A 21,193-nucleotide genomic window follows, 5' to 3' on the forward strand; every position below is an offset into this window, starting at 1 on the left:
TCTCGAAGAATCACGCGGTGACCGTCTTTCGTTCGGCTACGACACGCCGGCCATCTCATTCGGATCCAGCTCGTACACCATCCTCATGGACGTAACCCGTAGATGAAGACGATCAACATCCACGTATCGGTCTTCCCGTTACCTTCTTCGTAGCCCTGCAACACAGGGCGACGGTCGCCAAGTTCGGTATGACTTCTTGCCCCTGTCACTCGAATGATCCGGGGGGGTGATGTCGCCGAACCTGGTGACGTCGATGGACCGCTGATAGGGACACGGCCGCCTGCTGTGCCGGGGCATCGGGCAGGTCTCCTCGTAACGTGGGTGCCGGGTATCGACGTCGGATCGGTGACCGTCCGGAGCGGAACGAAAGGTGCGCTTCATGGACCCCACCTACGCCGTGTTCTGCGGCATCGACGTGGGCAAAGGCGAACACCACGCCGTCGGACTCGACCCCGTGCAGCTGCCAAGACCTTCGCGCAATGGCCGAGGAGAACGTCGATGCTCTCCGGTGATGTGCCGGCGGCACGGAAAGTGATCGGCGCACCTGCCAGCCCGACGGTATCGCGGTGTCAGCTCTACTTGGCGCGAGTGCATACCTCACAGAACACCCCACGGAGGCGCTCACCGGGACCGCACAAGCACATACCGTCGAAGTTCCTTCGGGCATGTGCCGGGCGAGGCGGGCGTCGCAAATGGTGGCCTTCATATACGAACTGCTGATGTAGACGGTTTTTTGGTCTGAGATCAGCAATGTGAGGGCGGATAGGCATCGACGCGCTGTGCCCGAGAACTGGTGTCGGCGGTCAAACCGGGGTGCCGGTGATCGTCGTAGCCAAAGCAGCGCGGACTTCGTCGACGGTGCTGATCTCGGCCAGTAGCGCGAGGGAGTCGATGCTGGCTTGATGCGCTGCGAGAGTGGCCGCAGAGCATGCATCCTCGACGATCACCACTCGGTATCCGAGATCGCCTGCGACCCTGGCTGTTCCCTCGACGGAGGCGTTTGTGGCCACACCTGCGAAGAGGAGGGTGGTGATGCCTTTGCTGCGTAGGATGGTATCGAGGTCGGTACGGGCGAAGGCTCCGATGCGCTGGTGAGTGAGCACGGTGTCCTCATCATGCGGCGTGAGGGGTTCGATGATCTCGGCGAGTTCGCTGCCTTCCTTGAGGCAACCGGATTGGGCGACGATGCCGAGTAGGGGCGAGTTGGCGTCGAGATCGGACAAGTCCGGCTTCCATGCGACCCGGGTGTAGACGATCGTGGTGTGGGCGGTACGGGCGGCGGTGATGAGCGTGGCTATGCGGTCGATGACCTTGCGCTCGGTCACCTGCTGGTAGAAGAAGTCGGCGAAGGCGCCGGTAGGTTCGACGACGTCGCCTTGACAGTGGACAGCCACGAGCGCAGTGGTACGCGGGTCGAGTTCCATCAGTATCTCCTGGGCAGAACGGGGAAGGATCAGACGTGGGCGAGGATCGAATGCCCGATGTTGTCGATGTCGCGGGCGGCTGTGCGTGGGTTGGACAGGAAGACTTGAAGGATGTCGACGCCGGCTTCGCGCATCAGGGCTGTTTTTTCTCGTAGCTCGGCAGGAGAGCCGTACAGGCACCAGTAGTCGACGAGTTCCTTGGTGATGATCGGACGGTGCCGGGGGTCGAGGCCGCGCAGGTACTTCGCCCAGACGTCGAGATAGTGCGGTTGGTCCGCGGATTTCGGGTCGCCGAGGTATTGCTGGGCGGCGGTGAGTGAGGCGTCGACGATCGAGTCGCCGAGTTCGTCGCGGTGTTGGTCCATCAGTCCGGCGTTGGTGATGCATGAGCTGATCGGTCCGGATCCGAAGCCGTTGGTGACGCCGTCTTCCCAGGTTTCTCCGTTGCCGAGTTGGTAGAACCAGGACAACGAGACGAGCTTGACAGAGCCTGGGGCTCGTCCTGCATCGGCGACGGCTTTGTCCAGGAGCCTACGAATCATCTGGATCATGTCGATGTTCGGTCCGAGGCAGTAGACGACGGCGTCGGCGTATTTGGCTGCTTCGGCAAGACCGCGGGGCCCGCCGGCAGCAACCCAGATCGGGATGTGGTCGGTGACGTTGTAGAAGCCACTTTCTTTGTCGAGGAACTCCACTTCCCGGGACTGTCCGAGCCAGGTGTGGTTGACCCGGTGGCCTGCCATCAGTTCACGGGAGACCTCGATGGCGTGGGACAGTTCGGAGATCTTCGCGGTGCGGTTACCCATGGAACGCAGCGCGTTGTTGGCGGTACCGATACCGAGGAAGGTTCGGCCTGGCGCCAGGGCATTGAGAGTGGCCATGGAGTTCGCGGTGACCGGGGCGATGCGGGTCAATGGATTGGTGACCATGGTGCCCAGGTGGATGCCGGTGGTCTGCTGCGAAGCCAGGGCGAGGAACTGGTACGGATCGGAGAACAGCAACGGGCCTTCGCCGACACCGAAGTGAGTGACCCCGAGGTCCTCGGCCTGCTTCACCATCGCGACCTGGTCGATCTTGGCGCAGGTGCCGATACAGAATTCCATAAGTTTCTCCTTGCACGGGGCCCAGGGGTGTGCACTTGGCTCGTCCTACCCGTCGTAGCGGGGATGTGTCCGACGGCCTCACTACGGGTGTGCATGCCTCCGGAGTGGATTCCGCAATCGGGGATGCTGCCCACTGATCGCGAACTGGAATGCTAGCGTTCCAGATGAACGTAGCTCACAGTGACTCACACCACAAGTACTAGAATGCAAGTCGCTGCCTTCAACTCCCAGCACCACCCGATAACCGACGGAAAGCCTGAGCCGATGACCTCGACCGATCCCGGCCCGACGGCTAGCACCGAGGCTGCCGCCCTCCTTGCGCACGTCCGCACCTCCGGGGCACGCCTGTCCTCCGCGCTCTACGACATCTTGAAGACCCGATTGCTCGAAGGCCGCTATACAGCTGGCGAGAAGATCGTCGTCGAGTCGATTCGGCAGGAATTCGGGGTGAGCAAACAGCCGGTCATGGATGCCCTGCGTCGCCTCTCGAGCGACAAACTGGTCTACATCGTCCCCCAGGTCGGGTGCGAGGTCGTTTCCTACACCCCGCGTGAGGTCGAGGACTTCTTCACCCTGTTCGGTGGTTTCGAAGGAGCCATTGCTGCGGTGGCGGCCACACGGCGAACCGAGGCGCAGGTGCGGGAGCTGGATCTGATCTCTGCACGCGTCGATGCCTTGATCGCCTCCGACGACCCCGAGGTCCGCGCCCACGGATACCGAGTTCACAACAGGGAATTCCATGCCGCCATCCATGCGATGGCGCATTCACGGATCATGGAGGAGACCAGTCAGCGGATGTGGGATCTGTCGGATTTCCTGATCAACACCGCCGGCATCACCAACCCGCTCGCGAGTGCGTTACCCAACCGCCAGCACGACCATCACGAGATCGCCGAGGCGATCCGAAATCGCGATGCCGCTGCGGCGCGTGAGGCGATGGAGCGCCATATCGTCGGCACGATTGCGGTCATTCGCGACGAATCGAGTGCTCAGCCATCGCGCTGATGGTGAGCCGCTCGCTGTAACGGGTTCTGTGCCACCGGACAGGCCTACAGGCTTCCGCCCCGCCTGCGGCGCTGTATCTTCGGGCAGCGCAGCATCACATTGATCGCCACAGAGCGATCCACACTCCTCCGACAGAGACTTGCGTCACCATTCGCGCTGGAGTAGCTTCGCAACTAGACGTCTAGCATTCCAGTTGCTCGGCCCCTTCTGCGGTGGCCCTCTTCGACCTCCCGACGAATCTCAGACGAAAGGCGCGGCCATGACCGCCTCGCACCCAGCATTGTTCGCAGTGCCAGCCTGCCCCGCCCCTCGCAGCGGGGGAACCACACCGTGACCACCGCGCCGACTTCCGCAACGAAGACCTCCCCGATGCGGGTGGCCCTGGCCAGCTTCGTAGGGACCACCGTCGAGTACTACGACTTCTTCATCTACGGCACCGCGGCCGCACTGGTCTTCCCCACCTTGTTCTTCCCCGATGTCTCACCTGCTATCGGAATCCTGTTGTCCTTCGCTACTTTCGGCGTCGGATTCCTCGCCCGACCCCTCGGAGGCATCGTCTTCGGCCACTTCGGTGACCGGGTCGGCCGCAAACAGATGCTCGTTATCTCTCTCGTCGGTATGGGTGCCGCCACAGTACTGATGGGACTGCTGCCCGGTTACGCCCAGATAGGCATCGCCGCTCCGATCCTGCTCACCTTGCTGCGCCTGGTTCAAGGCTTCGCCGTAGGCGGTGAATGGGGTGGCGCCACCTTGATGGCCGTCGAGCATGCCCCCACCGCGAAGAAAGGATTCTTCGGCTCCTTCTCACAGATGGGTGCTCCCGCCGGGACGAGCATTGCGACCCTGGCGTTCTTCGCCGCTTCTCAACTCCCGGACGAGCAGTTCCTCAGTTGGGGCTGGCGGCTACCGTTCCTGTTCAGCGCGGTCCTGATCGTAATCGGCCTGTTCATCCGCCTGTCCCTGACCGAAAGCCCCGACTTCGCCGAGATCAAAGCCAACAGTGCTGTAGTGCGGATGCCGATCGCCGTCGCATTCCGAAAGCACTCGAAAGAAATCTTCCTCATTGCCGGCACCTACCTGTCCCAGGGAGTGTTCGCCTACATCTGCATGGCGTATCTCGTCTCCTACGGCACCACCGTCGCCGGAATCAGCCGCACCTTCGCCCTGGCCGGCGTGTTCGTCGCCGGCCTCGTCGCCGTCCTCCTCTATCCCGTCTTCGGCGCCCTGTCGGACACCTTCGGCCGCAAGACCATGTACCTGCTCGGCGCCGTCACCATGGGGGTGGCGATCGGCCCGGCCTTCGCACTGATCAACACCGGAAACCCCTGGCTTTTCATGACCGCGCAGGTACTGGTCTTCGGCATCGCCATGGCCCCCGCCGCCGGAGTAACCGGATCGCTGTTCACCATGATTTTCGATGCAGATGTGCGCTACAGCGGCGTCTCGATCGGCTACACGATCTCCCAGGTCGCGGGCTCGGCGTTCGCCCCGACCATTGCGACCGCCCTGTACGCCTCCACCAACACCAGCAACTCGATAGTGCTCTACCTGTTGATCGTCTCGACCATCTCGGTGGTCTCGGTGGTCCTGCTGCCCGGCGGCTGGGGACGCAAGGGCGCGACACGCCAACTGGATGCCGACCAGCGCACCTCGACACCGAGCGCAACTGCCATCGCAGCTTCTTCGACTCCGCCCACCACCGACGCCGCACGGTCCGTGCGGACCCTGGACAAGTGAAGTGACCACCATGAACGACCACGACCCCACCTACGACACCGACGTCATCGTCGTCGGACTCGGTCCCGCTGGAGGCACAGCCGCTCTCGCCCTGGCCACCTACGGTGTCCGCGTCCACGCCGTCTCGATGTTCCCCTGGGTGGCGAACTCACCCCGCGCGCACATCACCAACCAACGCGCCGTAGAAGTGCTCCGCGACCTGGGCGTCGAAGACGAAGCCCGCACATACGCCACTCCGTGGGACCAGATGGGCGACACCCTGTTCACCACCAGTCTGGCCGGTGAAGAAATCGTCCGGATGCAAACATGGGGCACCGGCGCCCGGTACGGCGACTATCTCGCCGGCAGCCCGTGCGCGATGCTCGACATCCCTCAGCCCCTGATGGAACCGGTACTGATCAAGAACGCGGCCGAACGCGGCGCGTTGATCAGTTTCAACACCGAATACCTCGATCACAGCCAGGACAAGGACGGTGTCACGGTGAGATTCCGGGATGTGCGCTCGGGCACCGAGTTCACCCAGCGAGCGCGCTTCCTGCTCGGCTTCGACGGTGCCCGCTCGAAGATCGCCGAACAGATCGGACTGCCCTTCGAAGGCGAGCTCGCCCGTGCCGGCACCGCCTACATCCTGTTCAACGCGGATCTGAGCAAGTACGTCGCTCACCGGCCGAGCATTCTGCACTGGATCTTCAACTCCAAGGCCGGTTTCGGTGAGATCGGCATGGGTCTGCTGCGGGCGATCAGACCTTGGGGCCAGTGGATCGCCGGATGGGGCTTCGACATGTCCCAAGGTGAACCCGACACATCCGATGACGTTGTGCTAGAACAGATCCGTACCCTTGTCGGCGACCCTGAGCTGACCATCGACATCGTGTCGCGCTCGTTCTGGTACGTCAATCAGCAGTGGGCCGAGCATTATCAATCCGGCCGGGTGTTCTGTGGCGGCGACGCCGTACACCGGCATCCGCCGAGCAGCGGCCTGGGCTCGAACACCTCCATGCAGGACGCATTCAACCTTGCCTGGAAGATCGCCTACGCCGCCAAGGGATACGCGGGACCGGGACTGCTCGAGTCCTACTCCCCCGAGCGGGTTCCGGTCGGCAGGCAGATCGTCGCGCGCGCCAACCAGTCCCGCAAGGACTACGCCGGTCTGCGCGAGTGGTTCGATCCCACCAGCGACGACCCGGTCACCGCCGGCCTGGCAAAACTCAAAGCTCCCTCCTCCGAAGGCGCGGCACTGCGTGAGCGCCTATACGAGGCACTCGAGGTCAAGAACACCGAGTTCAATGCCCACGGCGTCGAACTCAACCAGCGTTACGCCTCGTCTGCGGTGGTCCCCGACCTTGAAGCCGGTGAGGAGGTATGGGGACGCGACCGGGAACTGTACCTGCAGGCCACCACTCGTCCTGGCGCCAAGCTGCCACACGCCTGGTTGGTCGGCCCGCACGGTACCCGGGTCTCGACCCTCGATGTCACCGGCAAGGGACAGATGACCCTGCTCACCGGCATCGGCGGACAGGCATGGAAACGTGCCGCTGCCACATTGGACCTACCGTTCCTGCGCACCGTAGTCATCGGTGAAGCGGGCATCAACGACTCGTACGGGTACTGGCGGCAGCTCCGTGAAATCCATGAGGCCGGGGCTCTTCTCGTGCGCCCCGACGGCTACGTCGCCTGGCGGTACAGCGCTCCGGTATGGGACGACAGCGAAGCACTCACCCACCTCGAGAACGCGCTCAGCATCGTCCTCGACCGTGCCCCGCATGAGACCCCAACCGCCGGGAACGGCGGTACGCCCCAGTACAGCATCCACGCCGTACCGAGCGTCGTCCCGCACGTCACCGCCGACGACGCAGCACCAGCCTCCACAGCCAGCATCACACCAATCGAGGGAGCACACGCATGACCCGCCCGTACACCAGCGTCTGGGACGATCTGAACCAGGTCGAGTTCAGCCAGGGGTTCATCCAGGCCGGCCCATACCGCACCCGCTATCTGCACGCCGGGGACGACTCCAAGCCCACACTCATTCTCCTACACGGCATCACCGGCCACGCCGAAGCATATGTCCGCAATCTGCGTTCACACGCCGAGCATTTCAATGTGTGGGCCATCGACTTCATCGGCCACGGCTACTCCGCCAAACCCGATCACCCCCTCGAGATCAAGCACTACATCGACCACGTGCTGCACCTTATGGATGCCATCGGCGTCGAGAAAGCATCCTTCTCAGGCGAGTCGCTGGGCGGATGGGTCACCGCCCAGTTCGCTCACGACCACCCGGACAAAGTCGAGCGGATCGTGCTCAACACCATGGGCGGCACCATGGCCAACCCACAGGTAATGGAACGGCTCTACACCCTGTCGATGGAAGCCGCCAAAGACCCGAGCTGGGAACGCGTCAAAGCACGCCTCGAATGGCTCATGGCCGACCCGAACATGGTCACCGACGACCTCATCCGCACCCGCCAGGCCATCTTCCAACAACCGGACTGGCTCAAGGCATGCGAAATGAACATGGCCTTGCAGGACCTCGAAACTCGCAAACGGAACATGATCACCGATGCCACCCTCCAAGGCATCACCGTGCCAACGATGGTTCTGTGGACTACCAAAGATCCCTCCGGTCCGGTCGACGAAGCAGAGCGCATCGCCTCCCACATCCCTGGCGCCAAGCTGGCGGTCATGGAGAACTGCGGACACTGGCCCCAGTACGAAGACCCCGACACCTTCAACAAACTGCACCTGGATTTTCTCCTCGATCGCAGTTGACACAGATGCAGCCGGTGCCGTCCTCGCCTGAAACCCCTGGCGGCACCGGCCGGACGCACCCATCCGACGAACCTCATCCGCTCTCGCTCGAACCATCCGGGCAGAGGCCGTGAAGTACCAGAAAGGAGGCTCCGCGATGCCTGTGGCGCTGTGCGCGATGTCGCACTCCCCCCTGATGGGACGCAACGACCCCGATCAAGAAGTCATCGACGCCGTCGACGCCGCCTTCGACCACGCGCGCCGATTCATCGCCGATTTCGCCCCAGATCTGATCGTGATCTTCGCCCCCGACCACTACAACGGGGTCTTCTACGACCTGCTGCCACCGTTCTGCATCGGAGCCGGCGCGCAGTCCGTCGGCGACTATGGCACCGAAGCCGGCCCCCTCGACGTCGACCGCGACGCCGCCCGCACTATTACGCGCGAAGTACTCGACAGCGGTATCGACGCCGCGTTCTCCGAACGCATGCACGTCGACCACGGTTTCGCCCAGGCTCTACAACTACTCGTCGGATCGATCATCGCAGTACCGACCGTGCCGATCTTCATCAACTCCGTCGCCGAACCCCTCGGCCCCGTCAGCCGAGTTCGGCTGCTCGGCGAAGCTGTCGGACGAGCAGCCAACAAACTGGACAAACGCGTCCTGTTCGTCGGATCCGGAGGGCTCTCCCACGACCCACCGATTCCGCAGTTCACCAGCTCGCCTGAGCAGGTGCGCGAACGGTTGATCGACGGCCGCAATCCGAGCGACGCCGAACGCAAGGCCCGCGAACAACGCGTCATCACCGCAGGTCGAGACTTCGCTGCCGGTACCGCCACCATTCAGCCGTTGAACCCCCACTGGGACCAGCATCTTCTCGAGATTCTGGCATCCGGCGAACTCGAACAAATCGACACGTGGACCAATGACTGGTTCGTCGAGCAGGCCGGCCACTCGTCCCATGAGGTGCGCACCTGGATCGCCGCCTACGCCGCGCTCCACGCCAACGGCCCCTACCAGGTCACCTCGAGCTTTTACCGCGCAATCCCGGAGTGGATAGCAGGATTCGCAATCACGACAGCCCTCACCCTCTCCTCGAACCACACGAAATGACCGGCACCTGAACCCACGAAAAAGGTTCCTGTCGTTGTTCGACAAATCCGACTGAGCGCGACCATCACCGCACCGCCGCGGCTATCAAGCAGTGCACTACTGCAGGCTCGCGGGTCTGTTCGAGGTCGACCTTGCCGTCGCGGGGATCCCAATTGTTCACCACGACAATGAATTTCTTGCCGAGCGGTTCGATGACCTGCTTGATCGTGCGCGCGGTGGGACCGAGACACAGCGGCTCGGGTTCGATCGGAACGATGACCAGATCGGCGACCTCGAGCACCGCGCGCAACGCGTCGGCGGAACTACCGGTGCCGAGGACATCGGTGCCGTCGTCGGCACCGGACAGGTCGATCCAGCCCGGGGTGTCGACATAGACGTGCTCGATGCCGAGCAACTTGTCGAGATTACGTAGCACGTCGAGGTTGTCGTGGACCTGGTCGATCATAGACGGCAGTTCCTCGACACGTGAGGCCCACCAGACTGCGGAGCCCTGGGGGTCGACGGAGATCGCGGCGACCGGGGACTGAACATCGTCGTCGTCACCGCCGGCGAGTTGATCCTCTTCTCCCCGGCTTGCGCAGCACCGCTACTCCGAACGACGACTGTCGCCGCCATATGCAGTACGCACTCATCCTCCGGTTACACCGGGGATGGCCCTGCTGCCCGACAACCCGCCGACATGGGTGAGATAGGCGCCGGTCCGCAACCCTGACTCCGCGTCAGGGTTGCGCACATTGCCTAGGCTGCGCGACCGAACCGACGTTCGTAGTCCTCGCGTTCACGCGAGGCACGCGCCTGCGCTTTCGCACCGAGCAGATCAGGATCGAGACCGTGTTGCTGAAGTCGATGACGTTGCCAGATGCTCATCAACGCCACAGAAAAATACGTCCAGGGCAAGAGCAGCAACATCATCATGGAGACGGGAATCCATACCGGTCCCGGGATCAGCAGGAACAACAGCAGCAGCGGGATGACCGGTACATTCCACCTGAGAAGATAGCGGCGCACGCCGCCCGGCCCCAGGATGTCGTTACGGACCCAGTCCTGCATCTGCGGAGGCAGGGGGCGGCCAACCACATAGGCCAGGCGCTGAATTACGGTAGGTCGTGTGCGAAGTGGGGTCGTCACAGCGTTCCCTTCGTTGTATCCGGTGACTCGGATGGATCTCGGGACGGACGTCGATCCGAACTGGTTATTGCATGTGCTGCAGCATCATTGAGAAGGGTCAGTGCCCGATGCAGCTCCTGGAGCTCCGCCGGCGAAACACCGAGCTTCTCGACCACGGCGACCGGGACTTTCTGGGCTTCGTTCCGCAGGGCTCGACCTTGGGCAGTGAGATCGATGACCAGTTGACGTTCGTCTACACGACTGCGCGAACGAGTGATCAGCTGTGAGGCTTCGAGGCGCTTCAACAAAGGCGAGAGCGTGGGCGAGTCCAGAGCCAGCGCTTCGCCGATCGCCTTGACCGACATCGGAGCTTTCTCCCACAGCGCCAACATCACCAGGTATTGCGGGTGAGTGAGGCCTAGAGGCTCGAGGATAGGCCGGTAGACAGCCAGGACGGCCCGGTTGGCAACGGCAAGCGCGAAGCAGACCTGCCGGTCCAACGCCAGGAGGTCGTCGTTCCCGATCGAAGCGAGGTCACCTGTGGTCACAGGACGAGCATACCGGACTCAGTCGTGCGCGAACTAATTGTGTGCGAGCAATATTCGAGATGTGCATCACCGGCACGACCTGCGATGCAGTTCGATATCCGAACAAGTGCGCCTCGCACCTGCGCACCCACTCCGATCCCTCGAAGTGTCGCGAATACCGAACCCAGCGGCGCCACGCGCATCACCGGCCAGATACTTCATCAGTTCCCATTGGGTCGAGCGGCGACGAACCCTCCCTGGCCTGCGGGTCGGCACGATGCGGCGCCTCACGATCGACGGCCGGCATTCCGGACGGCGACGGGTCGGGAAACGGTGGGTCCCGTCCGGGGGCAGACCACCACCGCCACCGGCGGTGCATCGATCCGGTACATCGATGATGCGCACGTCACTGGACCTCGGGTACATCTCGCACGTAGGTCCGCCACTGCAGAGGAGGCCTGTCGTCTGCCATGAGCATGGGGCCGGTGTGAGCTGATTTTGCCAGGGTGATGGGACCACCTGGATTGCCAGTTATGGGACCACCGGCGCGCCTTGCCGGTGATCTCGTCGTTTGCTCGTTCGATCGTCTGTGACAGCTCAAGCGAGGTCGCGGAGGTCGACGGACATGGCTTTTCGGGAGATCAGTGTGAACGAGATCAGAGAAGTACTGCGACTATGGCTCGGGACAGCCGCTCTGCCGGCGCCTGGGCTGCGCACCATCGCAGACCACGCCGGGGTGGACCGCAAGACCGTCCGACGTTACGTCGACGCCGCCCAGACTGCCGGGCTGAACAGGGACGGCACTGCAGCCGACATCGATGACGAGTTGATCGCTGCGGTCGTCGACACCGTGCGCCCCGACCGGCCTCATGGACACGGTGCGGCATGGGAACAGTTGGTTCCTCACGGGCAGCAGATCACCAGGTGGGTGGCCGGGGACGATGAGCACAAACCGCTGACGATCACCAAGATCCACGTGCTCCTCGCCCGCCAAGGCTGTGTGGTGCCGTACCGGACGCTGCACCGGTTCGCTACCGAGCGGTGCGGTTTCGGCCGCAAGGACCTCACCGTTCGGGTCGTCGACGGAGATCCGGGTGTCGAATGCCAAATCGACTTCGGGTATCTGGGGATGCTCACCGACCCCGAGGACGGCCGATCCCGGAAAGTTCATGCCCTGATCTTCACCGCCGTGTACAGCCGACAGATGTTCGTGTGGTTGACCTATTCGCAGACGCTGGCGGCGGTGATCGCCGGATGCGAGGCGGCATGGAAGTTCTTCGGCGGGGTCTTCGCGGTCCTGATCCCCGACAACCTCAGACCCGTCGTGACCGCGGCGGACCCGATCACCCCGCGTTTCAGCGAGGGGTGGCTCGACTACAGCAGTCACGTCGGATTCATCACCGATCCCGCCCGGGTGCGGTCACCGAAGGACAAACCCCGCGTCGAACGCACCGTGCAGTACGTGCGCGGAAACTTCTGGGCCGGTGAACGTTTCACCGATCTCGCCGAAGCTCAAGAGTCCGTCGTCCGCTGGTGCAGCACCACCGCGGGCATGCGTATCCACGGCACCACCTGCGCACGACCGCTGGAGGTCTTCGACACTGCCGAACGACCCATGTTGTTGCCGGTGCCGGCGGTCTACGATGTGCCGATCTTCAAGGACGTGAAAGTGCACCGTGATTTCCACGCAGAAGTCGGGCGGGCGTTGTATTCGTTGCCGCAACAGTGGATCGGATCGACGCTGTCGGTGCGCGCCGACACCGAACTGGTGAAGTTCTATCACCGCGGCATCCTGGTGAAGATCCACCCCCGCACGCCGCCGGGTGGACGGAGCACCGACCGCGCTGACCTGCCCGAACACAGATCCGACTACGCGCTGCGTGATGTCACCTCTCTGATCGCCAAGTGCACCGCGCACGGGCCGAACATCGGCATCTACGCCGAACGCATCCTCGACGATCCGCTGCCGTGGACGAGGATCCGCAGCGTCTACCGTCTGCAAGGACTGGTCCGCCGCTACGGAGTCGAACGGGTCGAGCAGGCCTGCACCCTGTCGCTCGACCTCGACGTCGTCTCGGTCACCAAGATCGCCTCGATGCTCGAGCGCGCCACCGAGAAGACCTCGCCGGATCTGCCGAAAGCAGTCGGACACACCGCATCACGATTCTCACGTGATCCGTCCGAATTCAACACTGCCGCAAATGCACCCGCACTGTCAGTCGTCGGCGACAGCGCCGAGAACACGGAGATCCACCGATGAGCACCCACACCCGCACCGCAGCCACCGAACCTGTCGGTACCGACATGGTCCGACTGCTCAAAGCTCTCAAACTCGGGGCGCTGGCCGACACGCTGCCCGAACGCGCCGCCCTGGCCCGTCAACACAAACTCAGCCACATCGGGTTCCTCGAAGTGCTCCTCGCCGACAAAGTGAACCGGCGTGAATCACGTTCGGCGACACTACGAGCCACCAAGGCAGGACTCGACCCGGCGATGGTGTTCGATACCTGGAATGCGCTCGATGATCTGCGCTACGACCGGACACTCCTCGCAGATCTGACCTCATTGCGGTTCCTCGACAACCAGCAGTGCGCGATCGTTCTCGGCCCGGTCGGGGTCGGCAAGACCCATCTGGCAACAGCATTAGGGCACATGGCAATCCGGCGGCGACACAGTGCTCTGTTCGCGCGATCGGACAAGCTGTTCACCCGGCTCCGCGCAGCCCGATTGGATAACACCGTCGACGCCGAGATCCGCAGGTTGACCGCGATCGACGTGCTCATCATCGACGACTTCGCGCTGCGACCGCTCGATGCCACCGAAACCAACGACTTCTACGAACTCATCGTAGAACGGCACAAGAAGAAGACCACGATCGTCACATCAAATCGGGAGCCGTCGGAGTGGCTGACGATGACCGCAGACACCCTCCTCGCCCAATCCGCGATCGACCGGCTGACCTCCAGCGCCCACACCCTCGTCGTCGAAGGACCGTCCTACCGTCAACGCACCCGGCCCGGAGCAGTTGACGCCGCCACCGACAACACGCATCCTCAATAACGCGCCACGGTGGTCCCTACCCTCTGGCAATCAGGTGGTCCCATCAACCTGGCAAGCGACAAGGCCGATGCGCCTTACTTGTAAGGTTGTTCGTCGATCCACTTCTGCAGGCTGTACCCCAGCGAAGCCAACGACTTATCGAGAGTGGTCAACACCTCACCGGGGGATGTGGGAGACCTCACTCCCTCGCGCAGGACGGCGAGCACCACGGACTGCACCGCACCCCCGACAGCAGCCGGCACCACCGCCGCCGGACGCGTACCGATACGGGACGCAACGAACGTCGAGACGACCTCGGACCACACCAACCACCGTTGAGCACCCTCGGCCTGCAATTCCGGTGAGGCGTCGAGGATCCGAATCTGGGCGGTCCAGACGCCCTCATCGTTGAGTCGGGCCGTTACCGTATCGATCACCCCGGCCCGGATCGCCTCCATGACCGGCACCTCGTCGTCAACCGTGCCGAAGGAGCGCTGGAGATCGCGGGTACTTTCCTCGAAAGGAAACCACACGAGTGCCGCTTTGCTGGAGAAGTACCGGAAGAAGGTGGTCTTGCTGATCCCCGCGGCCGCAACGATATCCATGATCGACGTCTCCGCATAGCCTCGTTCGAGGAACAGTTCGAACGCGGCGACCTCGACCTGCGCGCGAGACGACACCCGAGGACGCCCACGTCTGCCGGTAGCCATCGCATTCCCCCCTCTTTTCGACCCGAGACTTGATTTTGGGTACTCGGTACCGTAAATATAGGCGACGCGCGATGCGACCGATAAAGACGATCTTGCAACACCACCACGATCCGTCACCCCCTGTAGGCGGACCGTGGTTCCCGGTCGGTGAACCGACCCCGTCCCGGATGCCCTGCCTGTCCCCCCTCCAACGGGCAGGGCATCCGGGAACTTCCACACCGACCCGTGTAGGGCGGGTTGTGTCCTATCCGTTCGATTGAGGGGCCCGCCATGCCCCATCGATGCCGTTCGTCGGTGTTTGCTTGCGGGACAGCCGGTACGCCGATCGCTCCCACCGTCGGAGCGCTCTCCCTTATCGGAATCCTCTTTACGCTTTCCCACGAACGAGGGCAGTGCCGCTCACAGAGACCGATTCGGGAGTCCGACTGCTCGTTCGGCGCCGGGCATGATCGACTTGATTTTCGGAACCGGGTAGCATAATTATAGTTGAATGCTCGATTACCGCTGCTGTCGTCCGAGCTGAACCGCCCGGACGATCACCTCCGGCACGTAGATGGCAGGTCTGATCGCGATCGGCAGACCCGTTCTCCCGACGGGACGCCTCGGCTCCACCGAACGACATACGACCAAGGAAGACCGTTCTCTGATGATTTCCAGCCTCGTAATCCGGCCTCTGGCTCGCGCAATCGAAGTCGTACTGATCGTCGCCGATACCGCCCTCGCCACCCGAGTGCCGGCCCTGCCCGACTGGGATGAAGACGGCTCCGCCGCCCGGAGCTGACGTCGCAGGGACATCACCCGCACAACGCTGTGCCGCTTCCGGCGATCACCGACACGCCAACGCACCGAACCGGCACCGAGATAACCGAGACCACATCACGAAGCGTTGACGGCCTCATACCGTCGCGCGGCGAGCAGGACCGAGCACGGCGACATTGCCGGGTGCCGCAGCCGCCGGCAGGTCGAGGACCGTCGACGTACGCAAGCGATGCAGCAGGAACGCTGCCCCGAGCCGGCTGCGCCCGAATCCCTCGAACGGGTTGAAACCGAGTGTCGCAGTGATGGTATCGATCCTGCTCTGAAGCGTGCTGTGGTGGATGTTGAGCAGTCGCGCCGCTTCTCGAACGGACTGCGCAGCGACGACAGCATCGATCGTCTCCATCCCCCAGGCGTAGTGTGCGATGGCCTCGACACGGTCGGCGTCGCTGTGCGGAGCGTGCTCATCGGCGTCGGCAAGCAGTTCGATCAGACCCCCGTAGGAGTCGGCCACAACCTGGGGTTCCTTCGGGGTTCGGCACAGGCGCAGAGCGACCATCGCGGTCCGGAACGACCGATCCAACAAGTCCGGCGGCGTGGCTGTTCCGATACCGCACGGCGAAGCGCCGAACGGCGGGTACCGCTCCGGCACAACGATGGCGTGAACCGGACCGAACGGGGTGGCGATCACGTCCTCCGGGCCGGCGGGATGATTGCGCCACACCGCGAACAGCGGTGCCACAACGAGGCGATACAGGCCCGTTGCCGACAATCCGAGCGCACTCGCCGCGGTCAAGCGCTCGTCGGGAATGCTCTCGCGACCGGTGAGTATGCCGAGGTGGCGGCGATTGTCGATCTCCCGGGCTCCACGCCCGTTCCGGATCCGCACAGCCAGTGCCAAGCGCTCGAGGATGAGTGCGTCGTTCGGCCCAGCAGCACCGTCGCGTTCGAGCCAGACGTCGATGCCGTCCTCCGACGCCACGTGCAGATTCGAAGGATCTGTCGGCGATTGACCCTGCACTGCTTCACCTTTCGGAGTGACTCGTAGAGTCCGCGGCGGGACGCTCTGCCGGAACCCTGCAGTACAACCGGCCAGCGCGGCAGCGGTTGCGAGCAGGGCACGGGTGTTGACGTTGCCGACGATCAACTCGTCGAAGCACGCGATGACACGCAGACCCAAACTGGCGCTGGGATCGAGGCGGGCGATCCGTCCGAGTAGCTCTTGCATATTCGTTCCTGCCCTCAGTCCGCAAGGATTTTCTCGACCCAGGTGTTGCGGGTCCGGATCATGGACCGGCCCACGCTGGTGTGCGGGGCGAAAATGTCGCACGCGTGAAAGGCGCCGGACCATACGTGCAACTCGGCATCGCCACCGACTTGCCAGATCCTGTTGGCATAGTCGATCGCCTCGTCCCGGAAGATCTCGGCCGCACCGACGTCGATGAAGGCCGGCGGCAATCCGCGCAGATTCTGCGCGCGGGCCGGGGCTGCATACGGCGAGACAAGGTCGGTGCCCCGCTGCTCACCCAGCAGGGCGGTCCAGCCGGTTTCGTTGCTGATCCGGTCCCACACACCGATACCGTCGAACTGCTCGATCGAAGCGGTCGTGCACCGGTCGTCGAGCATCGGATAGTCGAGCACCTGCCCACACAACCGGGGACCACCGCGGTCCCGCGCAGCCAGCGCGAGACCGGCTGCCAGTCCGCCACCGGAGCTGGCACCTGCGACCAGGATCCGGTCCGCCCGCACGTCCAGATCGGTGACATGCGCAGCCAACCACTCCAGGGCGGCATACATGTCCTCACGCGGGTAGGGGTCGGGATACTCAGGGGCCAAACGATATTCGACCGTGACAAGAACCGCCCCCAGTTCGGTCACCCAGTCCAGCACCAGGTCCAGGCCGCTGAACATGTCTCCGAACATCAATCCTCCGGAGTGCGCGTACAGCACCGCAGGACGGGGCCCGCTGAAGTCCCGGGAACGAAGTACCGCAGCGTTGACGGCAGCGCCATCACCCCCGGGGAAGGTCACGTCGTTCACCGCGATCCGTCGGCGGTCGAATTCCTCGTCCATCGGAGGGGACGCATAGGACGTACGCATGAACTCGATCAGGTCCGCAGTGATGGTCGGAGGGAACATACCGCCTACCACAGCCAATCCCGCCTTGAGTTCGGCATCGAATGGTGGACGGGGCACGGCTCGGGCCATCGTCACGTCACCTCCTCGAAGACTCGGATCGAGGATACGGCGGCCGCTCGACCGAGGGACCCGCCATTCGGCGGGGAAACAGAGCGAAACTGCGCCGCTGCGTCGGTTGAGACACCCATCACACTCTTGTGAAACTTGGAGCAGCGTCACTGTCGGCCGAACGAGAGGAACAACCCCCATGTCCGATACCCAACGCGTCGTCGACTCAGCCCGCGAAGTCATCCACACCACGGTGAACAGCGGTGCCGTGCCCGGAGTAGTAGCGGGCATGACGAACGACCAGGAAACCCTGTTCATCGAGTCCGCTGGGGTACGGTCTGTCGACAACGATCAACCGATGACCGATGACACCGTCTTCAGCATCTTCTCGACCACCAAAGCCCTCACCGGCACCGTGGCGCTGCAACTCGTGGAATCCGGTGATCTCGACCTGGATTCCCCGGCCGAGGAGTACGCGCCCGCGATCGGCGAACTCCAGGTCATCGAGGGCTTCGACTCGAACGGCGAGCCGATGCTGCGAGCACCGAAGACCGACATCACGACCCGCCAACTACTGCTGCACACCGCCGGCTTCGGATACGACTTCTTCAACGAGACGTACAACCGCCTCGCCGAGAACCACGGTCAGCCCAGCATCGTCACCGCCACCAAGGACGCGCTCGAGACACCGCTGCTGTTCGATCCCGGCACCCAGTGGGAGTACGGCTCGAATATCGACTGGGCAGGCCAGGTGATCGAAGGCATCGTCGGCACCCGCCTTGGCGAGGCGCTGAAGACACGAGTCCTCGACCCCCTCGGCATGACATCGACGTCCTTCACTCCGTCCGACGACATGCGCGCGCGTCTGGCGACCATGCACCAGCGCACCGACGACGGACTCCAGGCCACCGATTTCGTCATCCCCACCCCGCCCGAGGTCGACATGGGTGGGCACGGACTGTTCTCCACCGTCGGTGACTACCTCGCCTTCATCCGGATGTGGCTCAACGACGGCGAGGCAGACGACGGCACCGTCATCCTCCGCCCCGACACCGTCGAGTGGGCGACCAGAAACGACCTCGGCGACCTGACCGTGAAGATGCTTCCGGGTGTCATCAGGTCTCTGTCGAACGACGCCGAGTTCTTCCCTGGCCAGCGCAAGGGCTGGTGCTACACGTTCATGACCAACGAAACCGAAGCACCCACGGGCCGTCCCGCAGGGTCTCTCGCCTGGGCAGGCCTGGCCAACCTCTACTACTGGATCGACCGGCACAACAAGATCGGAGGCTACTGGGCGACGCAGATCTTCCCGTTCGCCGACCCCAGCTCGCTCGGTGGTTACCTCGACATGGAGACCGCCGTCTACCGAGCCCTTTCCTGACCCCGGTTCCATCCCGGGCCGCGGCACCGGACATCGACCTCGATCCGTTGACCGCTCGCGTAACCGGCGCGCTCGCCGAACAGCCACACGACGACATCAACGAGATCGGGTGAAATCCCCACCCGACGCACGGACACCACACCGCTGCGGGTGTCGAAACACCCGCAGCGGTGTGGTGTTGCCACGCTGTTCGAGGTCTGGGTGCAACAGGTCGAGCGCGAACACCGTCGTCTCCCACGGGCTTGCCGCGAGGGCCGCACCTTCCGACAGTCACCGCTACCGCACGCAAGGCCATAGGACGACTCTCGGATCACGCATTCTGCGCGATCACACGTGGATGCCGAACGTGTCGATCTTGCGGTAGAGAGACGACCTTGCGATCCCCAGCAATTTCGCGGCGGCGACACGATTGCCACCGCTGTCCCGTAGCGCAGCCACTATGGCATCGCGCTCGACTCTTTCCATTGCCGTCATCGTCCGGCGAGGCGCGGAGCTGAGCGCTGGAGGCAGATCAGCTACTGCGATCGTTCCCGCGGGCTTGGCGCGAAGTACGTGATTGAGAGTGCCGACCAGTTCACGGACGTTGCCGGGCCAGTGGTACTTCTTCAGGGTTCGCATCGTGTCGTCGCTGAAAGCGGTTTCGCGGTGAGGTGCAAGGTGCATTCGGATGATGTCCGGGATGTCATCGGGGTGATGACGCAATGCGAGGACCTCGACGGTGGCGATGAAATGCTCGGCGAGAGCAGAATCCTGAAGTGCTTCCCCATCAGTGGATGTGGTCGCGACGATCCACCGAGCGGGGTATCGGTGCTGGTCGGCGGATATGAGGTCGGCAAAGAGCTCATCGGTGCTCGCGTCGAGTCGGTCGATGCGACGAAGGACGATCGTGGTCGCCGCGGAGTCGAGCGCAGTGCGCAATTCCTCGTGAGCGGACTTTTCAGCAGAGCAATCCACGACGACAATCGGGGCCTGCGGATTCTTGTACAGGTGCATGCCCCGAACGAGAGTGAGTTTGCCGCTTCCTGGTTCACCTTTGAGGATCACGTTGGCATCTGTCGCGGCGAGGGACGTCAACTCCCCTCGACACCGGTTCCATTGGAGCGAAGACCCCGCCACCCCCGGAAACACGGGAACCGTGCGCCGGGGTTGCATGATCTTCGTGGGACACGATGTCGCCTCGACTTCGAAGACGATGCCGGCGATGTCGCCGCCATGTTCGACGAGAGTGCGCTTGACGGCGATGCTACCTCCGGACGGAAGGCGCAGGTCGAACTGGGCAACTCGTGACGGATCGAGCATCGACTGTGCTTCCTCGCGGAGAAAAGCCTCGTCGATCGGGTCGAGAAGGCGCGAGCCGATCTCGTTCGACATGAAAACACCGCAACTGAGTGAGTACACCGCCGTCTGCCGGCGCCGACAGGCGACGAGGAACTCGCCGAGCACGAGCTGTTGCTTGATCGATCCCGTGGCGCGAAGAGCCGACTCGATATCACGAGCCGCTCCAAGGGCGAGCTGGCGCATCAACGGGTTCGATGTGTGGGTCAAGCCTGTGATGTCGATCAGTCCTTCGACACGGCCGGTGGTGGGGTTGTGAATGGGCGCGCCGGCACAGGTGAAATACTGGATCGATTCGTGATAGTGTTGAGCGCCGTCGACGTAGACGGCCATCCCGGTCTCGAGGGCTGTGCCCACTCCATTGGTACCGACGAGCTCTTCGGCGTAGGTGAACCCGGGAGCGAAGTACACCTTGTCCAGCTTCGCGGCGAGGACGGGATCATTGTCCCGCCGGACCAGCACACGCGCATGCTCGTCACTCAACGCGACACTGAGGGACATGTCGGACAGGTCGTCATGGAGCCGATCGAGGATCGGCAGGGCGCATCGCACCAGTCGTCGGCGAAGATCGAGGTCTTCGACGTACTGCAGCTGTGGAAGGTGCGAGCCGTCCGGGATGACACCCGCCTGACGTGAGCGTCGCCATGACTGTGCGATGAGGGGTGAGACGTCCTCGGAGGGGGAACCGGCGAGGTCATGGAGATGCCGGGCGGTGGTCACGCGGCGCCGGCGGTTATCACTGTCCATCACATTTCCTTGCAGGTCGCAGCACTGCCATCCCCCTCAATGTGCCGCACATCACATTCTATGAATGTCCCAGAATAGGACATCGATCTGCCGTCTCCAACGGCAGTAGCGGGGCGGTACGGCCACCCCGCCGGCCGGAGATCGGCACTCGCGGTCCGCACCGCGCCTACTCCTCGGACCACCGACTGCCGCGATCCGGGGTGCACACCACCATCAGGAGACTGACATCAGGTCGTCGACGGCGGACCGGATCACCGGGCTCGGCTTCAC

General features: G+C 63.4%; 17 protein-coding genes and 1 pseudogene. 9 read left to right on the plus strand and 9 right to left on the minus strand.

Annotated features, from left to right (window positions below; translation table 11 throughout):
• Positions 1–803: 803 nt before the first annotated feature.
• Entirely contained in the window at positions 804–1,424 is a 621-nt protein-coding gene (locus tag ACQR3U_RS21110) for a cysteine hydrolase family protein (protein ID WP_230811564.1), read from the minus strand.
• A gap of 29 nt (positions 1,425–1,453) precedes the next feature.
• Positions 1,454–2,527 carry an LLM class flavin-dependent oxidoreductase gene (locus ACQR3U_RS21115; RefSeq protein ID WP_006551092.1) on the minus strand — a complete coding sequence of 358 codons (1,074 nt, stop codon included), beginning with the start codon at positions 2,525–2,527 and terminating at the stop codon, positions 1,454–1,456.
• A gap of 264 nt (positions 2,528–2,791) precedes the next feature.
• Between ACQR3U_RS21115 and ACQR3U_RS21120 the strand changes: the two genes are divergently transcribed.
• The 5 genes from ACQR3U_RS21120 to ACQR3U_RS21140 all read left to right on the plus strand — a co-directional run bounded on the left by ACQR3U_RS21120 (position 2,792) and on the right by ACQR3U_RS21140 (position 9,134).
• Positions 2,792–3,532: a GntR family transcriptional regulator gene (locus ACQR3U_RS21120; RefSeq protein WP_006551093.1), complete on the plus strand. Its 741-nt coding sequence runs from the start codon at positions 2,792–2,794 to the stop codon at positions 3,530–3,532.
• Between the two features lie 369 nt (positions 3,533–3,901).
• Positions 3,902–5,269, plus strand: coding sequence for an MFS transporter (locus ACQR3U_RS21125; protein WP_230811567.1), 1,368 nt, complete (start codon positions 3,902–3,904; stop codon positions 5,267–5,269).
• A gap of 1 nt (position 5,270) precedes the next feature.
• Positions 5,271–7,175, plus strand: a complete 1,905-nt coding sequence (locus ACQR3U_RS21130; RefSeq protein WP_230811565.1) for an FAD-dependent monooxygenase — start codon at positions 5,271–5,273, stop codon at positions 7,173–7,175.
• Positions 7,172–8,041 carry an alpha/beta fold hydrolase gene (locus ACQR3U_RS21135; RefSeq protein ID WP_006551096.1) on the plus strand — a complete coding sequence of 290 codons (870 nt, stop codon included), beginning with the start codon at positions 7,172–7,174 and terminating at the stop codon, positions 8,039–8,041. Before ACQR3U_RS21130 ends, ACQR3U_RS21135 begins: the two co-directional genes overlap by 4 nt.
• Before the next feature lie 136 nt (positions 8,042–8,177).
• Positions 8,178–9,134, plus strand: coding sequence for a 3-carboxyethylcatechol 2,3-dioxygenase (locus tag ACQR3U_RS21140; RefSeq protein WP_024102221.1), 957 nt, complete (start codon positions 8,178–8,180; stop codon positions 9,132–9,134).
• A gap of 106 nt (positions 9,135–9,240) precedes the next feature.
• On the opposite strand, the pseudogene ACQR3U_RS21145 reads toward ACQR3U_RS21140, so the two are convergent.
• The 3 genes and pseudogenes from ACQR3U_RS21145 to ACQR3U_RS21155 form a co-directional block, all read right to left on the minus strand.
• Positions 9,241–9,693: pseudogene (locus tag ACQR3U_RS21145) on the minus strand (ParA family protein); the annotation flags it as partial.
• A gap of 179 nt (positions 9,694–9,872) precedes the next feature.
• A complete protein-coding gene (locus ACQR3U_RS21150; protein ID WP_024102225.1) occupies positions 9,873–10,262 on the minus strand; it encodes a DUF5313 family protein in 390 nt (129 codons plus the stop codon).
• The gene (locus ACQR3U_RS21155; RefSeq protein WP_230811566.1) at positions 10,259–10,789 is read right to left on the minus strand and encodes a MarR family winged helix-turn-helix transcriptional regulator; all 531 of its coding nucleotides are present in this window, start codon (positions 10,787–10,789) and stop codon (positions 10,259–10,261) included. Before ACQR3U_RS21155 ends, ACQR3U_RS21150 begins: the two co-directional genes overlap by 4 nt.
• Positions 10,790–11,393: 604 nt before the next feature.
• Between ACQR3U_RS21155 and istA the strand changes: the two genes are divergently transcribed.
• Complete coding sequence (istA, locus tag ACQR3U_RS21160) at positions 11,394–13,028, plus strand: IS21 family transposase (protein WP_269572367.1); 1,635 nt, start codon at positions 11,394–11,396, stop codon at positions 13,026–13,028.
• A complete protein-coding gene (gene istB / locus ACQR3U_RS21165) occupies positions 13,025–13,828 on the plus strand; it encodes an IS21-like element helper ATPase IstB (RefSeq protein ID WP_230811450.1) in 804 nt (267 codons plus the stop codon). The genes istA and istB overlap by 4 nt, the downstream gene beginning before the upstream one ends.
• Positions 13,829–13,902: 74 nt before the next feature.
• Here the strand turns inward: istB and ACQR3U_RS21170 are convergent, their stop codons facing one another.
• The gene (locus tag ACQR3U_RS21170) at positions 13,903–14,634 is read right to left on the minus strand and encodes a TetR family transcriptional regulator (protein ID WP_230811449.1); all 732 of its coding nucleotides are present in this window, start codon (positions 14,632–14,634) and stop codon (positions 13,903–13,905) included.
• Between the two features lie 436 nt (positions 14,635–15,070).
• Here ACQR3U_RS21170 and ACQR3U_RS21175 point away from each other — a divergent pair, with 436 nt between their 5' ends.
• The gene (locus tag ACQR3U_RS21175; RefSeq protein WP_230811448.1) at positions 15,071–15,298 is read left to right on the plus strand and encodes a hypothetical protein; all 228 of its coding nucleotides are present in this window, start codon (positions 15,071–15,073) and stop codon (positions 15,296–15,298) included.
• Between the two features lie 114 nt (positions 15,299–15,412).
• Here ACQR3U_RS21175 and ACQR3U_RS21180 read toward each other — a convergent pair whose 3' ends face one another.
• Positions 15,413–16,501 (minus strand): helix-turn-helix domain-containing protein, encoded by a 1,089-nt coding sequence (locus ACQR3U_RS21180; RefSeq protein WP_230811447.1) that lies wholly within the window; start codon positions 16,499–16,501, stop codon positions 15,413–15,415.
• A 14-nt stretch (positions 16,502–16,515) separates the two neighbouring features.
• Positions 16,516–17,412, minus strand: coding sequence for an alpha/beta hydrolase fold domain-containing protein (locus tag ACQR3U_RS21185; protein WP_230811453.1), 897 nt, complete (start codon positions 17,410–17,412; stop codon positions 16,516–16,518).
• A 247-nt stretch (positions 17,413–17,659) separates the two neighbouring features.
• On the opposite strand from ACQR3U_RS21185, the gene ACQR3U_RS21190 reads away from it, so the two are divergent.
• Positions 17,660–18,841: a serine hydrolase domain-containing protein gene (locus tag ACQR3U_RS21190; RefSeq protein ID WP_006553291.1), complete on the plus strand. Its 1,182-nt coding sequence runs from the start codon at positions 17,660–17,662 to the stop codon at positions 18,839–18,841.
• A 327-nt stretch (positions 18,842–19,168) separates the two neighbouring features.
• Here the strand turns inward: ACQR3U_RS21190 and ACQR3U_RS21195 are convergent, their stop codons facing one another.
• Positions 19,169–20,896, minus strand: a complete 1,728-nt coding sequence (locus tag ACQR3U_RS21195; RefSeq protein ID WP_230811446.1) for a sigma-54-dependent Fis family transcriptional regulator — start codon at positions 20,894–20,896, stop codon at positions 19,169–19,171.
• Between the last annotated feature and the right edge of the window lie 297 nt (positions 20,897–21,193).

This window comes from Rhodococcus sp. IEGM1339, assembly GCF_050321925.1.
Lineage (GTDB): Bacteria > Actinomycetota > Actinomycetes > Mycobacteriales > Mycobacteriaceae > Rhodococcus > Rhodococcus pyridinivorans.

Bases quoted from the DNA above. Each gene is read 5' to 3' on its own strand.
- ACQR3U_RS21110 (WP_230811564.1), bottom strand. From the start codon at position 1,424: ATGGAACTCGACCCGCGTACCACTGCGCTCGTGGCTGTCCACTGTCAA.
- ACQR3U_RS21115 (WP_006551092.1), bottom strand. From the start codon at position 2,527: ATGGAATTCTGTATCGGCACCTGCGCCAAGATCGACCAGGTCGCGATG.
- ACQR3U_RS21120 (WP_006551093.1), top strand. From the start codon at position 2,792: ATGACCTCGACCGATCCCGGCCCGACGGCTAGCACCGAGGCTGCCGCC.
- ACQR3U_RS21125 (WP_230811567.1), top strand. From the start codon at position 3,902: ATGCGGGTGGCCCTGGCCAGCTTCGTAGGGACCACCGTCGAGTACTAC.
- ACQR3U_RS21135 (WP_006551096.1), top strand. From the start codon at position 7,172: ATGACCCGCCCGTACACCAGCGTCTGGGACGATCTGAACCAGGTCGAG.
- ACQR3U_RS21140 (WP_024102221.1), top strand. From the start codon at position 8,178: ATGCCTGTGGCGCTGTGCGCGATGTCGCACTCCCCCCTGATGGGACGC.
- istA (WP_269572367.1), top strand. From the start codon at position 11,394: ATGGCTTTTCGGGAGATCAGTGTGAACGAGATCAGAGAAGTACTGCGA.
- istB (WP_230811450.1), top strand. From the start codon at position 13,025: ATGAGCACCCACACCCGCACCGCAGCCACCGAACCTGTCGGTACCGAC.
- ACQR3U_RS21175 (WP_230811448.1), top strand. From the start codon at position 15,071: ATGGCAGGTCTGATCGCGATCGGCAGACCCGTTCTCCCGACGGGACGC.
- ACQR3U_RS21180 (WP_230811447.1), bottom strand. From the start codon at position 16,501: ATGCAAGAGCTACTCGGACGGATCGCCCGCCTCGATCCCAGCGCCAGT.
- ACQR3U_RS21185 (WP_230811453.1), bottom strand. From the start codon at position 17,412: ATGTTCCCTCCGACCATCACTGCGGACCTGATCGAGTTCATGCGTACG.
- ACQR3U_RS21190 (WP_006553291.1), top strand. From the start codon at position 17,660: ATGTCCGATACCCAACGCGTCGTCGACTCAGCCCGCGAAGTCATCCAC.